Annotated in this window: 15 protein-coding genes; 5 read left to right on the top strand and 10 right to left on the bottom strand. The window is 65.5% G+C overall.

Annotation, left to right across the window (positions count from 1 at the left end):
* Window positions 1–76: 76 nt before the first annotated feature.
* Window positions 77–3079, bottom strand: coding sequence for a UPF0182 family protein (locus AB0J29_RS14740; protein ID WP_364784969.1), 3003 nt, complete (start codon window positions 3077–3079; stop codon window positions 77–79).
* A 293-nt stretch (window positions 3080–3372) separates the two neighbouring features.
* Between AB0J29_RS14740 and AB0J29_RS14735 the strand changes: the two genes are divergently transcribed.
* Window positions 3373–3963: a PPA1309 family protein gene (locus AB0J29_RS14735; protein ID WP_364784966.1), complete on the top strand. Its 591-nt coding sequence runs from the start codon at window positions 3373–3375 to the stop codon at window positions 3961–3963.
* A 3-nt stretch (window positions 3964–3966) separates the two neighbouring features.
* Here the strand turns inward: AB0J29_RS14735 and AB0J29_RS14730 are convergent, their stop codons facing one another.
* Window positions 3967–4992, bottom strand: coding sequence for a PDZ domain-containing protein (locus tag AB0J29_RS14730; RefSeq protein WP_364784963.1), 1026 nt, complete (start codon window positions 4990–4992; stop codon window positions 3967–3969).
* Window positions 4993–5119: 127 nt separating this feature from the next.
* Here AB0J29_RS14730 and AB0J29_RS14725 point away from each other — a divergent pair, with 127 nt between their 5' ends.
* The 3 genes from AB0J29_RS14725 (at window position 5120) to AB0J29_RS14715 (ending at window position 8909) form a co-directional block, all read left to right on the top strand.
* Window positions 5120–6529 (top strand): zinc-dependent metalloprotease, encoded by a 1410-nt coding sequence (locus AB0J29_RS14725; RefSeq protein WP_364784960.1) that lies wholly within the window; start codon window positions 5120–5122, stop codon window positions 6527–6529.
* An 87-nt stretch (window positions 6530–6616) separates the two neighbouring features.
* A complete protein-coding gene (locus AB0J29_RS14720; protein WP_364784957.1) occupies window positions 6617–7480 on the top strand; it encodes a hypothetical protein in 864 nt (287 codons plus the stop codon).
* A gap of 73 nt (window positions 7481–7553) precedes the next feature.
* Entirely contained in the window at window positions 7554–8909 is a 1356-nt protein-coding gene (locus tag AB0J29_RS14715) for an AarF/UbiB family protein (protein ID WP_364784954.1), read from the top strand.
* A gap of 205 nt (window positions 8910–9114) precedes the next feature.
* On the opposite strand, the gene AB0J29_RS14710 is transcribed toward AB0J29_RS14715, so the two are convergent.
* The 6 genes from AB0J29_RS14710 to AB0J29_RS14685 form a co-directional block, all read right to left on the bottom strand.
* Window positions 9115–9384, bottom strand: coding sequence for a WhiB family transcriptional regulator (locus tag AB0J29_RS14710; protein ID WP_364785216.1), 270 nt, complete (start codon window positions 9382–9384; stop codon window positions 9115–9117).
* 193 nt (window positions 9385–9577) lie between these two features.
* Entirely contained in the window at window positions 9578–9922 is a 345-nt protein-coding gene (locus AB0J29_RS14705; RefSeq protein WP_364784951.1) for a hypothetical protein, read from the bottom strand.
* 107 nt (window positions 9923–10029) lie between these two features.
* Window positions 10030–12216, bottom strand: a complete 2187-nt coding sequence (locus tag AB0J29_RS14700) for an ATP-dependent DNA helicase UvrD2 (RefSeq protein ID WP_364785213.1) — start codon at window positions 12214–12216, stop codon at window positions 10030–10032.
* An 84-nt stretch (window positions 12217–12300) separates the two neighbouring features.
* Window positions 12301–12759: a MarR family transcriptional regulator gene (locus AB0J29_RS14695; RefSeq protein ID WP_364784948.1), complete on the bottom strand. Its 459-nt coding sequence runs from the start codon at window positions 12757–12759 to the stop codon at window positions 12301–12303.
* Window positions 12752–13198 carry an EVE domain-containing protein gene (locus tag AB0J29_RS14690; protein ID WP_364784944.1) on the bottom strand — a complete coding sequence of 149 codons (447 nt, stop codon included), beginning with the start codon at window positions 13196–13198 and terminating at the stop codon, window positions 12752–12754. Before AB0J29_RS14690 ends, AB0J29_RS14695 begins: the two co-directional genes overlap by 8 nt.
* A complete protein-coding gene (locus AB0J29_RS14685) occupies window positions 13195–13617 on the bottom strand; it encodes an SRPBCC family protein (protein ID WP_364784941.1) in 423 nt (140 codons plus the stop codon). The genes AB0J29_RS14690 and AB0J29_RS14685 overlap by 4 nt, the downstream gene beginning before the upstream one ends.
* Before the next feature lie 104 nt (window positions 13618–13721).
* On the opposite strand from AB0J29_RS14685, the gene AB0J29_RS14680 reads away from it, so the two are divergent.
* Entirely contained in the window at window positions 13722–13952 is a 231-nt protein-coding gene (locus tag AB0J29_RS14680) for a mycoredoxin (RefSeq protein WP_364785210.1), read from the top strand.
* A gap of 61 nt (window positions 13953–14013) precedes the next feature.
* Here the strand turns inward: AB0J29_RS14680 and nudC are convergent, their stop codons facing one another.
* Together nudC and AB0J29_RS14670 are read right to left on the bottom strand one after the other, a co-directional pair.
* Window positions 14014–14916, bottom strand: a complete 903-nt coding sequence (gene nudC, locus AB0J29_RS14675; protein WP_364784938.1) for an NAD(+) diphosphatase — start codon at window positions 14914–14916, stop codon at window positions 14014–14016.
* Window positions 14917–14939: 23 nt separating this feature from the next.
* Window positions 14940–16004, bottom strand: coding sequence for an NAD-binding protein (locus AB0J29_RS14670; RefSeq protein WP_364784935.1), 1065 nt, complete (start codon window positions 16002–16004; stop codon window positions 14940–14942).
* Window positions 16005–16011 lie beyond the last annotated feature (7 nt).

Below are 16011 nucleotides of genomic sequence, written 5' to 3'. Positions count from 1 at the left end.
CGTCGTTTCGACGTCAACAAGAACGGCCCCGTCACCCGAACTCGAGAACCCGGGTGGCGGGGCCGTTCTCGTTCGATCAGCGACCGGCCTCCTGATACGCCTTCACCGCGGCGTCCAGTTCCTCCAGCGCCTTGCCGAAGTCCTGGAAGTTCCCGGACTTCATGGCATTTCGCACATTCTCGATCTTCTTGTTCAGATCCGCGGCCGCGGCATCCTTACCGGTGGACCCGGTCGCCGGTGGCGGCGTGGTGCCCTGAGCCGGCGGTGTCGCGCCCTGTGTCGGCGGCGTAGTACCGCGCTCCGACGGCGGGGTGGTACCCGGTTTCGGCCTGCTCGTCGGATCACCGCCGAACGGCGTGGCCAGCGAACCCGTCCCCGGCAGTACCTGATTCAGCGCGTCGGCCAGGGTGGAGGCGAAGCCGACCTTCACACTGCCCGCCACATCGCGATAGCTCACCAGTACTCGCAGCAGCTGCGGGAAGGTGGCGGTGCCCGCCCCGGTATTTCGCTCGTTGTAGAACGGCTCCACATAAAGGATTCCGCCGTCGGCGATCGGCAATGTCAGCAGATTGCCGTATCTGATCTTGTTCGAGTTCGACAGCAGTGTTTTCTGACTGGAGACTTCCGGCGCCGTCGTCATGCTGTTCTGCGTTTGCTGTGGACCCTGTGTCTGGGTATCGGTCGGCAATTGCAAGATCGTGAATTTGCCGTAGCCGTCCGGATCAGAGCGGACCGAGATATAGGCGGACAGGAACTGGCGGTTGTAGCCGACCATCGCGCTGGTCAGATTGAATACCGGCTTGTTGTTCGCCGACGCATCACCGAGCAGCACGTAGTACGGCGGCTGATTGAAGGTGCCGCCCTCGGTGGTCGGATCGCTCGGCACCGACCAGAAAGCGTTGTTGGTGAAGAACTCTCGCGGATTGTCCACGTGGTACTTGGTCAGCATTTCGCGCTGCACCTTGAACAGATCCTCGGGATAGCGGAAGTGCGCGCGCAGTTCCGGCGAGATCTCGCTCGCCGGCTTGACCGCGCCCGGGAACACACCGCGCCAGGCCTTGAGCACCGGGTCGGTGGGGTCCACCTCGTAGAGGGTCACCGTGCCGTCGTAAGCGTCGACGGTGGCCTTCACCGAGTTGCGGATGTAGCTGACCTCCTTGCGCGGCAACAACCTTCCAGTTTTCTTATCGATGCTGTCCTCGACCGCGCCCTCCAGCGAGGTGGTCTGCGCGTACGGGTAGTGGTCCAGCGTGGTGTACGCGTCGACGATCCACTGGATCCGGCCGTTGACGACCGCTGGATAGGCATTGCCATCGGTGGTCAGCCAGGGCGCCACCTTCTGCACCCGGTCGCGCGGACTGCGGTTGAAGATGATCTTGGAGTTTTCCCCGATGGCCGAGGAGAACAGCAGATTCCGCTCGGTGTACTTGGCCGCGAAGGCCAACCGGTTGAACCAGTTCCCGATCGACACGCCACCCTTGCCGTCATAGGTGAATTGCGCTAGGTCGGTATCGTATTCGCGCGGGTGCTGACCGTTGGCCGCGCCGACGATCGCGTAGTCCGGGTTGGACTGCGAGATCAGCTCGCCGTAGTAGATGCGTGGCTGGTCGACCTTGATCTGCTGCTGGTCTGTCGAGTTGAACAGGTCGCTGACCAGGAAGATGGGATAGCCGCTGTCGCTGCTGCCGCCGGTATTGGCATTGGGGTCCTCGTACTGCGGCCGATTGACCCGGTTCGCGGGCGCCGCCACGAAGCCGTTGCCGTGCGTGTAGACGGTGTGCTTGTTGATCCAGTCGGTCTGATTACCACTCAGCGCCGACGGGTGCAGTTCGCGGGCGGCCACGATGTAGTCCTGGGTATCGCCGTTGAGGGTGTAGCGGTCGATATCCAGCGACTCCGGGAAGCCGTAGAAATTCTTCAACTGCTTGAGCTGAGTGAAGGTCGGCGACAGGATATTCGGATCGAGCAGGCGGGCATTGGCGATCGTCGCCGCATCGACCGGAACTTCCAGCGGACTCTTCGAACTGTCGCCCTTGTAGTCCTTGTACTCGATCTTGTCCGAAGTGATGCCGAACGCCTGCCTGGTCGCGGCGATATTGCGTTCGATGTATTCGCTCTCCTTGTCGGCGGCGTTCGGCCGCACCGAGAACTGCTCGACCACCAGCGGCCATACCGCGCCGACCAGGACCGAGGAAAGCAGAAGCAGTGCGGCCGCCATCGCGGGCACCCGCAGATCGCGCAGCACGATACCGGCGAAGAAGGCGATCGCGCAGATCACCGCGATGGACAGCAGGATCAGCTTCGCGGGCAGTACGGCATTGATATCGGTGTAGGAACCACCGGTGAAGGTCGGCTCCTTACGACTGCTCGACAGCAGCTCGTAGCGGTCGAACCAGTAGGCAATCGCCTTGAGCAACACGAAGATGCCGGCGATCACCGCCAGCTGGATGCGTGCCGGCTTGGTCAGCGCGCCCTCGCGGCCGGTCAGGCGCAGGCCACCGAAGACATAGTGCGTCACCAGGCTCGCGAAGAATGCGATGACCACCGCGACGAACAGCCAGTTCAGCACCATCCGATAGAACGGCAGATCGAAGGCGTAGAACCCGACGTCGAGACCGAACTGCGGATCCGTCTGGCCGAACGAACCGCCATTGAGGAACAGCTGCACGGTGACCCAATTCGACTGCGCTACCAGGCCGGACAGCACGCCGAGCAGCAGCGGGATGCCGATGCCGAACAGCTTGAGCCGACTCATCACGGTGGTGCGATAGCGCGCGATCGGATCGTTCGGGCCCGCGACCGGCACGAATACCGGCCGGGTCCGGTAGGCCAGCAACAGCGCCAACCAGACGACCAGACCGACGAACAGCGTTACGACGATGAACAACAGGATCCGCGTGCGCAATACGGTGAGATAAACGCTGCGGAAACCGACCTCGCCGAACCACAACCAGTTCGTATAGGTGTCGGTCAGCCGCGGTCCCAGCAGCAGCAAGGCCGCCAGGATGATGGCCGCCACCAGCAGCACTCGGCTGCGTCGGGACAACGAAGGTAAGCCGGTGGGGGGCCGCATGCCCACGATGCCACTCTCCAAGGTCTGGCGGCGCTCACACCGATGTTCTCGGCCATCACACCGCAGTCCAATATTGCAGGTGGTCCTCGAGCGGACCGTCTCGCGCCCACTCTACGGAATCTGGCTCTGACAGTGGCAGCGCCTTCGGCGGCGGCAGTGTTCGCGGCCCATGAGGTGCGGTGGCCGTGCCTTCGCGCGGACGCGCGACGGGCCGCGAACTCCTCGCTCGTAAGACTCGCTTCGTCATGGTTCCGAGATGACGCCGCCCTAGATACGTACACAGGGTTGCTGGTGGAAGGATGTCCAGTGTGACCGCAGACCTGCACGCCGAACTCGTCCTCGCCCGTTCCGTCCGTGAAGTGGCGGAATTCGTCGATGCCGAGGGTTGGGGCAGACCTCCGCAGATGTTCGCGCTGGTGCCGACAGCGGATCTGGTCGCGGCCGAACCCGGATTGCTCGATGAGCTCGATCAGGGCAGCGAGCTGACTGCCATTGCGCAGGAGTCGTTCCCGGAGGACATCACCGGCGGATCGATGGCGCTGGACGAATTCCTCGCGACCACCAGCTGGCCCGACGCTGTGAGCGGCTGTCTGCTGGTCCAGGAGATCGTCGTGCTGCCGCCGGATGCCGAGAGCACCCTCGACGATGCGCTCACACCGCTGCTCGCCGATCACGAGGCCGCCGATGCGGCCGCGCGCGCCGCGGCCGAGACACATCCGGGGCGGCGCACGGCCCGACTGTTCGCCGCGGTGCTGCGCACGGGCGCGGAATTGTGCCTACTACAGGTCAAGCCCGAGGACGATACCGACGACTTCGGCGATCTCGACCTGCGCACCTATCCGAATCTGGCGCCCAACCTCATCGAGGCACTGCACCACACGCTGGAGTGAGGCTCAGCCGCAGGAGACGGTTTCCCGACCTGCGTTCAGGTCATTGAGGGATTGCACTGCGCCGCTGAGGTTTTCGACCTTCACCAGGCGCAGGCCGTCCGGTGTGCGCTGCTTGGCCTCATTGCAGTTGGCGGCCGGGACCAGAAAGGTCTCCGCACCGGCATCGTGTGCGGCAATCATCTTGTACTGGATGCCACCGATCGGGCCGACCTTGCCGTCCTGATCGATGGTTCCGGTGCCAGCGACGAACTTGCCGCCGTCGAGTTCACCGGGCGTGAGCTTATCGATCAGCGCGAGGCTGAACATGAGACCGGCCGACGGTCCACCGATATCGGCGAGGTTGAACGTGACCTGCATCGGCGGGCGCGCCCCTTCGGTCGGGGTCAGGCCGAGGTAGCCCTTGCTCGCATCGTCAGGGCGGGCGGCCAAGGTGATGGTCGCGGTCTGTTCGGTGTTCTCGCGTCGATACGTCACGGTGATCTGACTGCCGGGCGCCTGCGAGGACACCGCGGCGACGACATCCTTGGGTGCGGCGATCGGTGCGCCGTTGACGCTGACCAGTTCGTCACCAGCCTTCAGCATCTCCTTCGCCGGGCCGTCGTCGGAGACCTTGCGCACCAGCACCACCGTCGGCAGGTTCAGGAAGTGCAGCGCCGCCACCTCGGCATTGCCCTCGGAATCCTTGAAGTCCTGCTGGTTGGACTTATCGATCTCCTCGCGCGGGACACCGGGTGGGTACACCTCGGCGCGGGGGACCAGTCCGTGCTGACCGCTGACCCAGAACCCGAACGCCTCGAAGATATTCAGACCGTCGCGCACCGAGACCGTTGTCATATTCAGATGACCGGTCACCGGGTCGACTTCGGCGCCGCGGACGTCGACGACCTGCTTGCCATCGACCGAGCCGAGGGTGTTGAACGTGGGTCCCGGCCCGAGTGCAACGAACGGCACAGTGAGCAGGCTGCCCACCACACCGAGGACGAGCACCGGGATCAGGGCGGCCACCAGGGTCAGGATCCGACGATTCACCTGGACCACAGTAGTGATCGCCGCCGCGCCAGGTCGTGTGAGGCGCATATTTACCGCCGTATACGTGCCGGCGATTTCGCGCCGCGCGAACATCGAAGCCATACACCACACGCGTAGTGTTTGGGGTATGAGCAACCTCCCCTTCGGATTCTCGAACCGCGATGACGACGACCGCAAACGCGGTGACGAGCCGAGCGGTGCCGGGGCCAACGATCCGTTCGGCTTCGGCGGGGCAGGCGCGGGCGGTTTCGATCCGGCACAGCTCGGACAGATGCTCACCTCGATCGGCCAGATGCTCAGCGGGATGGGGCAGCCCGGTTCGGCGCAATCCGGCCCGGTCAACTACGACGTGGCCAAGCGATTGGCCCGCCAGCAGCTCGGCGCAAGCGTGATGCCGGTCTCCGAAGGCACGGTCAAGGCCGTGGCAGATGCCGCGCACCTGGCCGAACTGTGGCTGGACGGCGCGACCACACTGCCCGCAGGCGCCAACAGAACCGTGGCCTGGACCGCCAACGACTGGATCGAGGAAACGCTGCCGACCTGGAAGCGGCTGTGTGATCCGGTGGCCGAACAGATCTCCGGCATGTGGACCGCGCAGTTGCCGGAGGAGGCGCGGGAATTCGCCGGTCCTATGGTGGGCATGCTCGGACAGATGGGCGGACTCGCCTTCGGCTCGCAGCTCGGGCAGGCGCTCGGCCAACTCGCCAGGGAGGTGCTGACCTCCACCGATATCGGACTGCCGCTCGGTCCGACCGGCACTGCGGCGCTGCTACCGGCGGCCATCTCGGAGTTCAGCGCCGGACTCGAGCAGCCGGAAAGCGAGATCCTGGTCTTCCTCGCGGCCCGCGAGGCCGCCCATCAGCGCCTGTTCGGACATGTGCCGTGGCTGCGTCAGCAGGTACTCGGCGCGGTCGAGGATTATGCGCGCGGCATCAAGATGGACTTCTCCGCGCTGGAGTCGGCAGCCCAGAATATCGACCCGATGTCGCTGACCGATCCGTCGAAACTCGAGGAGATCCTGTCCCAGGGCACGTTCGAACCGCAGACCACCCCGGAACAGAAGCACGCCCTGGAGCGGCTGGAGACGCTGCTCGCCCTGATCGAGGGCTGGGTGCAGGTCGTCGTCATCGAGGCGATCGGTGATCGCCTGCCGGGCGCGGGTGCGCTCGCCGAAACCCTGATCCGCCGCCGCGCCACCGGCGGCCCGGCCGAGCAGACCTTCGCGACGCTGGTCGGACTCGAGCTGCGGCCCCGGAAGTTGCGCGAGGCGGCGGCGCTGTGGCGACGCCTTACCGCCGATGCGGGCATCGACGCCAGGGACGCCATCTGGGCGCATCCGGATCTGCTGCCGGACTCGAATGATCTGGACTCCCCCGCAGGCTTCATCGATTCGGTGATCGGCGGCGGCGCGAATGCCTTCGACGATCCGCTGGCCCAACTGGCCGAAACCGAGGCACGGGAAAAGGCTGAACGCGAGGCCGCCAACGGGGACAGCGAATCCGGCCCGAACCTCGGCAAGGACACCGACGCGTCCTGAGACGTGTCCTGTTGATAGACGCGAATTCCTGTGGATTACCACCGGATTCGTGCTGTTCGCCGATGACCCGATCCGCATACTGCTGCCATGACGACGAGGCGGATGTGCGGGCCGATGCTGGCGCCGCGGGTGACGGTCTTGCTGCGGCCGTCCGGGGTCGTGCAGTTGGGGTGGGACCCGGAGCGGGCGTTGCTACTGGATCGGACCGCATTGGATACCGATACCGTGCTGGCTTTTCTGCGCTTGCTGGATGGCATGCACAGTCGCCCACAGGTCATCTGGCGGGCTGGGGAGTGTGGCATCGACCCCGAGGACGCAACGGAACTGCTGGATCGCATCGACGACGCGGGGCTGCTGCTGCATCCGGATCCGCGGCTGGGGCGAGTGCGTTCGGTGCGGGTGCACGGGCTCGGGCCGCTCTCGGACGCGGTCGCGACCGGTTTGCGGCGACTCGGGCACCGGCCGATCCGCTCGCGTGGGTACTGCCCCGATGGTTCGGTGCTGGATTGGCACGGCGAACTCGTGGTGCTGGCCGATGCGCTCGTCATCGAACCGCGCCTGGCCAATGAGCTGGTGCTGCACGGGATTCCACATCTGCAGGTCCGTATTCGCGATGGCAAGGGCGTGGTCGGCCCGCTGGTCTTTCCCGGCCTGACGAGCTGCCTGCGCTGCCTCGATCTGACCCGCTGTGAATACGACCCGGAGTGGCCGCAGCTGGCGAGCCAATTGCTCGGTCGGGTAGGACACGCCTCGCCGGCCGGGATTCTGGCAACGGCGGCTTTGCTGCTCGGCGAACTCGAGGCGATCATGCACTGTTCCCCTGAGCGCCGGCTCGACACGATGAACACCACGATCGAACTCGAACTCGATACGCATCGGATCTCGCGCCGGGAATGGCCGCAGCACGACGGCTGTGGATGCCGCCGAATTTTCTCTGGTACCGCCGGATGAGGGTGTCGATTCTTACAGTCCGCCAGGCAAGGACATCAAAGATTGGCGTGGCGATCGTCCAGGTTCTTCCGCCATGATGGGTTACGTGTCTGAGATCGTGCGCCGTCGCTCGTCCCGCAATGCGAAGTTAGCCAAGATTCCGCTGGGTATCGCCGGACGAGCCGCCGTCGGGTTAGGGAAGCGGCTGGCCGGTGGCGATAAAGGGGAGATCAACGCCCAGTTGAACCAGAAGGCCGCCGAGCAATTGTTCACCGTGCTCGGTGAGCTCAAGGGCGGTGCGATGAAGTTCGGCCAGGCGCTGAGCGTCATGGAGGCCGCGGTTCCCGAGGAATTCGGCGAGCACTATCGCGAGGCACTCACCAAACTGCAGGCCGCCGCGCCGCCGATGCCCGCCGAGACCGTGCACCGGGTTCTGGACCAGCAGCTCGGCACCCAGTGGCGGCACCGCTTTCAGTCCTTCGACGACCTTCCCGCCGCATCGGCGAGCATCGGCCAGGTGCACAAGGCGGTGTGGTCGGACGGCCGGGCTGTCGCGGTAAAGGTGCAGTATCCGGGCGCCGACGAGGCGCTGCGCGCCGACCTCAAGACGCTGTCGCGGATGACCGGTCTGATCACCTCGGTGATTCCGGGCGCGGACGTGAAGCCGCTGCTGGCCGAGATCACCGAGCGCACCGAGGAGGAACTCGACTACCGCAATGAGGCCGCCAACCAGCGCGCCTTCGCCAAGGCTTTCGACGGACATCCGGAGATCGTGGTGCCGAAGGTGGTGGCCAGCGCGCCGAAGGTGATCGTGACCGAATGGCTGGACGGCACCCCGGTCTCGCAGATCATCAAGCAGGGGGCCGAGGATCCGGAGGGCACGCGCACGCTGCGCAACCGGACAGCGGCACTGATGGGCAAATTCCACTTCTCCTCACCGGAGACCGCTGGTCTGCTGCACGCCGATCCGCATCCCGGCAACTTCATGATGCTGCCCGACGGCAAACTGGCCGTCATCGATTTCGGCGCCTGCGCGCCCATGCCGGACGGTTTTCCGGAGGTCCTCGGCCGGATGCTGGCGCTCGAAGTCGACGAACGCTTCGATGAACTGATCGAGCTCATGTACGACAACGGCTGGGTGATTCCGGGCCGGACCATTACCGATGAGGAAATCGCCGACTACCTGCGGCCGTTCACCGATCCGATCCAGACCGATTCATTTCACTTCACCCGCAAGTGGATGCAGCGGGTGGCGGGTAAGGCCTCCGATATCAGCAGTCCGAATATGAAGACCGCGCGGGCACTGCAACTGCCCGCGCAGTACGTGATGATCTTCCGCGTGCTCGGCGGTTCGGTCGGCATCCTGGCCCAGCTCGATGCGGAACTGCCGTTCATGCAACTGGTGCGGACCTGGATGCCCGGCTTCTACGAGGAGCGCTCCGCGAGCTGAACGAAGCCGAAATAGATTGGCCGAGAACGCAAACGAGCCGCCCACCGGATCTCACGGTGAGCGGCTTGTTTGCTTTCTCGTTCCTGGGCCATGTACCGATCGGATTCGGGTCGATCGGATTCGACCGAATCCGAACCGACCGGACAGGCGGCCTCAGCGACCGGAGGGAGGGCCCCGTCTACCGGGGGAAAAGCAGGCATGGATCTCATGCCGAGATCGCGACCTTGCGCGGGCGACCACGCGGGCGCTTGCGGGCGATCACGACACCCTGGTCGAAGATCTCACCGCCCCAGACACCCCACGGCTCGCGCCGATCCATGGCCGCGGTCAGGCAGCCCTTTTGGATGGGGCAAGACGCGCATAGCGCCTTGGCCTGTTCCAACTCGACCGGGCTCTCGGCGAACCACAGATCGGGGTCTCCGGCTCGACAGGGCAGGACCTTTGCAACCTCCCGGGGGCGGGTGGCCAGCGCCACGGTTCGGCATGTCACGTCAGTAGTGGCTTGTGGCCTCTCTGCGGTGAACACGTCGTTCTCCTTCAGCTCGTTTGCAGCGGTACGTTCGTTCGTTCCGCGAAACCGAGGCCGGTGCTGGCTGAAGGGCCGGTAAAAAATACTGGCCACGGTTTCGCGTCGGGCGATCCGTGGCCAGGAGGTCTGGGAGTGTTCCCTACCTAGTTCGACATCTCTGTCGAATCCTGATCACGGTCGCTGGGTGTGCGGTGCGGCGCAGGCGTGCTGCCCGCAGATCTGCCGGTGCATATCCGGCCTCGACTGCGAAGACGCCAGCCTCTGCCGTAATGGCAAAGGCCGGGTGCCAGCCCGCGCTGGGCTTGTCCTGAATGACGACGCAACTCGGGGAATGCATGCTCATGGCTTTGCCCTGATCCCCGTGTAGGTCGACACCGGACAGACCGATCCCCTGCAAAGCAGCGAGGATCCCCCGGGAGACAGACATGACGGATGCAGCATTCACCGCAACGCCATTGGCGTTGAAATTCGTATTGCCATTCATTGGTCTGCCTCCCTCCTGTACTCGTGTCGGTAACTATGCGCGCCGAGATGACCTCCCGGTGCGTGTTCCCACCATATGTGTTGCCACGCATCGCGACAACCTATTTTCTACCTGCGGTTTTGTGGGCTTGACCGCAGCCGTGATGCCACTATCGCCAACACCTCGGCACCGTATTGCTCCAGCTTCTTCGCCCCGATTCCCGGAATCGCGGCGAGCGCGTTGTCAACGGCGGGCAGTTGCTCGGCGATCGCGGTGAGTGTGGTGTCGGTGAAGATCACGAACTCACGCACCCGCAGATCCTGCGCTTTCTCCGCGCGCCACGCCTGTAGCGCCGCGAGTAGCTCGGCGTCGAGTTCGGCCGGACAGCGGCGGCAGCGACCCAGCATGGTGGCGTAGGTGCCGATCAATGGTTTAGCACATACCCGGCAGGTTGGGCGCACACCGTTCGAGGCGGTATCGGAAATCGGTGCGGCGATTCGCGACGCCGGCGAGTCATCGGGTACCAGGCCGTTCAGGAATCGGGAGCGCCGCCGTGTGCGCCTACTGCCCTCGCGCGAGAGCGCCCACGACAGTTGCAGATATTCGCGGGCCCTGGTCACGCCGACGTAGAGCAGTCGCCGTTCCTCTTCGAGCGCGGCCTGATCGGCGACCGAACCGTCGTCGCCGAGCACATACGCGATCGGCAGCGTCCCGTCGGCGACGCCGACGAGGAATACCGCATCCCATTCCAGCCCCTTCGCCGCGTGCAGCGATGCGAGGGTCACGCCCTGGACGGTCGGTGGGTGCCTGGCCTCGGTGCGGGCGGCCAACTCGCGCAGCAGACCGATCAGGTCGAGTGTGTCGTCGTGCTCGACCAGCTCTTCGGTCAGCCGCACCAGCGCCAGCAGCGATTCCCAACGCTCACGGGCCTGGGCGCCCGCGGGCTCGGTTGCGGTGAGACCGACCGGCGCGAGCGCGGCGCGCACCAAGGTAACCAGGGCCTTACCGCTGCGGGACTGGTCGGGCAGATCCTCGCGAGCAGCCACCTGACGCAATGCAAATATGGCTTGCCTAACCTCAGTTCGCGTGAAAAAACCCTCGCCACCGCGGACCTGATAGGGAAGGCCGAGTTCGGTCAGCGCCTGTTCGTAGGCCTCGGACTGCGCATTGATCCGATAGAGCACCGCGATCTCGGCGGCTGGTGTGCCCGCGGCGATCAGCTTCTTGATCGACCGCGCGACCGCATCGGCCTCGGCCGGGCCGTCGTCGAATTCGGCGAAAATCGGTTCCGGGCCGTCGTCGCGCTGGCCGACCAGTTGCAGCCGGGTGCCCGCAATGCGCCCCCGCGCGGCGCCGATCACCCGGTTGGCCAACGAGACCACCTGCGGTGTCGAGCGATAGTCGCGTTCCAGCCGGACCACCGTCGCCTCCGGAAAGCGGCGGGAGAAGTCCAGCAGATAGCTCGGGGTCGCACCGGTGAACGAGTAGATCGTCTGGTTCGCGTCGCCGACCACGGTCAGATCGTCACGGTCGCCGAGCCAGGCATCGAGCACCCGCTGCTGCAATGGCGTGACGTCCTGATATTCGTCGACCACGAAACTGCGGTAGCGCCCGCGGAATTCGTCGGCCACGGACGGATAGTCCTCCAACGCGGCGGCGGTGTGCAGCAGTAGATCGTCGAAGTCGAGCAGCAGACCGTCCGCTGTGGCCTTCAACTTTTCGTAGCCGCTGTAGGCCGCCGCGACCCGCATCGGGTCATAGGGCGGCTCGCGGCGGTGTTTGGCCATGGCCGCCGGATAGTCCTCCGGCGCGATGAGAGTGGCCTTCGCCCATTCGATTTCGGTGAGCAGATCGCGGACGGCCTCGGTGTGCGAAGGCAATCCGGCCTGATGAGCGGCCTGCGCCACGATCGGGAATTTGCGATCGAGCAACTGCCATGGCACATCGCCGACGACCTGCGGCCAGAAGTACTTGAGCTGGCGCAGCGCAGCCGCGTGGAAGGTGCGGGCCTGCACCTGATTGGCCGCGCCGCCGAGTCCGAGCGCACGCAGGCGGCCGCGCATCTCCCCCGCCGCGCGCGCCGTGAACGTCACCGCGAGCACTTGGTCGGCCTTGACGTGTCCGGCGGAAACCAAGTGCGCGATGCGATAGGTGATGGTCCTGGTTTTGCCGGTACCGGCACCCGCGAGCACACAGACCGGACCCCGGGGCGCGCGGACAGCCGCGGCTTGTTCGGGGTCAAGCCCCCCGGCTGAAGCATCAGCCAACTCCGGGCGGGTGGGCTCGCTCGTACTGGTTGCCGACACGACACACATCATGGCAGTGTCCGCCGACAAGTCGGGCCCCAAGGGATCCGGTTCGGATCGGATTCGCACCGTTTCGCGGGCTCGGTCGCGCCACTAGCGATCGCGCAGGCGGCGCAGCGCGCCGGCGAATGCACGCGTATCGCCGTCGAGCGGGGCGAAGAATTCGTGATCGCAGTTCTCGACCGCGACAATCGCCCGATTCGCCAGTGCCACACCGTCTTCGGTGGGGACGAGGGCCTTGGCCCTGCGGTCGTGCGGATGGTCGCGGCGCTCGAGCAGCCCCTTCTGCTCGAGCGCGCGCAGCACCTGGGAGGTCATCATCGGGTCGGTGGCGGCGTGGGCGGCCAGATCGCGTTGCATGACCGGTTCATCCCGGCCGGCAGCGAGGTAGGTCAGCGCGGCCAAGAGGACGAACTGCACGTGGGTGAGCTCGTAGGCGGCAAGTGCCGCGCGCTGAGCGGCCTGCCAGCGATTGGTCACCTGCCAGAGCAAGAGGCCCGGACTTTCGTCCGACTCGGCGAATCGGCTGCGCAGGCCACTGTCCTCACTCATCTGCCTCCCTTACCACTGGTTCGTCGATCATTGCTTGTGCGATCACGGCGAAATCGTGCGCGGTCAGTTCGACCAGCCCGCGGCGCAGCACCATGCCCCAATTCGACGTGCTGGTGAGATCCAGTTGGTCGCGCAGGTCGTCGATGGGGATCTCGCGAGCATCGGTCCGATAGTGCACCGCGCGCCGCCACGGCTGGAAGCAGCCGCCATCCCGTGGATCCGCCTGCCAGACCGGCCGGTCGTCGATGGTGCCGATGGCGGTGAAGGACCGGATCGGCGCACCGCTGCGCATGCCCGCGCGCGGCGAGTAATAAAGGAATCCGTCGCCGGGACGCATGCGCTCGAGCGGTGTCCGCTTACCGTGGTTGACCTGGGCGATGCCGAGTTCGACACCGCGACGCACATGCTCCAGGGAAACCACACCCAGCCAGTACTTCATACGAGCACCGCCTCGGCCGCGGCAACGAGCGCACGCAGATCGGGCTCGACCGACTTGGCCAGGTCCGCGCCGAGCACCTTGGTCCAGAACCAGCGCAGCGGTCCCTCGATCGAGACGGTCACCGTCACCGTTGTGCCCTCCGCGTCGCTGGCGACCTGGTGGTCGAAGATCAGGCGGGCGCCGATGAGCTTGGAGACGTCGACGAATTCGCGATCGGAGAGCCGCTCCACGATGAACGGCACCTCGGGACCACCCTTCGGCTTCAAGGTGCCGGAGGCACCTTGCGCGAACGGGCCGTCCAGGCGGACCCATTCGGTGTCGTTGTTCCATTCCGGCCAGGTGGCCATATCGGCCCACTTGGCGAAGAAGGCGGCGGGTGCCGCGGTCGAGGTGGCTTGTGCGGTGGCGATCGTTGTCATGGATTTAGTATGCGCGCATATTAAATTCTGCGCAAGTCCGATGGAACAGGATCGGGCCGTCAAATGTTGAACGGTCCGTGAGTGACGTGACCCCCGCCTTGACGATGTACTCGACCACCTGGTGCGGCTACTGCCGACGACTGAAGAAGCAGTTGGAGGAGTCCGGTATCAGCTATGTCGAGATCGACATCGAAGAGGATCCCGCATCGGCCGAGTTCGTCGGCAGTGTGAACGGCGGCAACCATGTGGTGCCGACAGTGAAGTTCGCGGATGGGTCCACGGCGACGAATCCGTCGCTGGCCACGGTCAAACAGACGTTGGCCGCGCTCGCCTGATCAGACTGCGAAAGTTCCGTGCGGACCGATCGACCCGCACGGAACTCTCGCATGTCTTCGATCAGAGCGCGGCCCAGGACTCCACGATGGTGCGCGCGATGGAGATCGAACCCGGCAGCAATAGCCGCGCGCCCTGGTTCTGCGCGGACCAGTCACCGACGGCCAGGGCTTCGCGCACCTCGGCCCGGGTGTACCAGTAGGCCTCGGCGATCTCGCCATCCGAAAAGGTCAGCGGCTGATCGGGATCCGCGATGGCGGCGAAGCCGAGCATGAGCGAGCGCGGGAATGGCCACGGCTGGCTGCCCAGGTAGGCGATGTCGCGCACGTCGAGGCCGACCTCCTCACGCATCTCGCGCTCGACGCACCGCTCCAGCGACTCCCCCGCCTCCACGAATCCGGCGAGCAGCGAGAACAGCGTCGTCGGCCAGGTGTGCTGGCGGGCCAGCAGCACCCGGTCTCCGCCATCGTGGATCAGGCAGATGACCGCTGGATCGAGCCGCGGGAACTCTTCGCGGCCGTTCTCGGTGACCCGTGACCAACCACCCTTGGTCGCCACGGACGTGGTGCCGTCGGCAGCATCGAATCCGGCCTTGTCGTGCCAGTTCAGCAGGGCCATGGCGGAGGTGAGCAGGTCAGCGGTCAGATCATCGAGACCGCCCGCCATGGCGCGCAGATCGGTCAGCGTGCCCTGCAGTTCGACATCCCGCACCGCCCACACATGTTTGCCGCCGTGGATGCCGAGGAATACCGCGGCCGGATTCGGCTCGGCGGACAGGTCGATCGCCGGTGCCAGCACCAGCGCACCGTCTTCGAAGCGGAACTGCCCGCGCGAATTGATGCGGAGCAACTCGGCCTCGGCCCAGCCCTCCTTCAGCGCCTGTTCGTCGGCCCGGATCTCCTCGGCCCGGTCGAGCACTGAACGCGAAAGCAATGGAACACCATTGAGCTGAAATCCAGAGGCCACGGTTCGAGACTATCGCGCCATTATCACCGGCGTGCGTGCCGGATGTAGAGCAGCTTGTCGGTCGCTTCCAGCGCGTCCACCTCGGCCTGCCCCACCCGGATCAACTCACCGTCGCGCACCACGCCGAGCACGATATCGCCGAGATGGCGCGGAGAGCCGCCCACCTCGGACGGTTCCACATCGCGTTCGGCGACCGCGAAGCCCTCTTCGGGAGTCAGCAGATCCTCGATCATCTCCACGACGGTCGGGGTAGTGGTTGCGATGCCGAGCAGCCGGCCCGCGGTCTCGGAGGAGACGACCACCGAATCGGCACCGGACTGGCGCAGCAGATGGGTGTTCTCGGCCTCGCGAATGGCGACCACGATCTTGGCGCTCTTATTGAGTTCGCGCGCCGTGAGACTCACCAGGACGGCGGTGTCGTCGCGGTTGGTGGCGACCACGATCGAGGCGGCCCGCTGCACAGCGGCCAACCGGAGCACATCGGACTGGGTGGCCGAACCGTGCACCGTCACCAGGCCCACATTCGCCGCCGCCTCCAGCGTCACCGCATCGGTGTCGACCACGACGATGTCGGCGGGCTGTATGCCGTCGCCGAGCATCGCATCGATCGCGGTGCGGCCCTTCGTCCCGTACCCGACGACCACGGTGTGATTACGCACGCTGCGCCTCCAACGCTGAATCTTGAATGCCTGCCGGGAGCGCTCGGTGAGCACGCTGATGGTGGTACCAACGAGCACGATGAGGAAAAGCACGCGCAGCGGGGTGATGATGACGATATTGGCCAGCCTGGCCTCCGGGGTCACCGGCGTGATATCGCCGTAGCCGGTGGTCGACAGCGATACCGTCGCGTAGTAGAGGGCGTCGAGGAACGACAGCTCGTCACCGGAATTGTCGTGGTAGCCACCGCGCCCGAAGTACACCACCAGCGTCGCGGCGAACAGCAGGCCGATCGCGAAGAGCACCCGGCGTACCAGCGAAGCCCCTGGGCTGGTCTGGATTTCGGGGATGCGCAGCACCCCGACCAATGCGAAATCCGGCCGACTGGACAGTCCGACACTGCGCGCGCGATCACCGAACACCGGACGCACCCGCCGC

This window comes from Nocardia sp. NPDC049707, assembly GCF_040674855.1.
Lineage (GTDB): Bacteria > Actinomycetota > Actinomycetes > Mycobacteriales > Mycobacteriaceae > Nocardia.
Note: the sequence above shows the minus strand (reverse complement) of the source record. Positions and strands in the feature narration are given on the sequence as shown.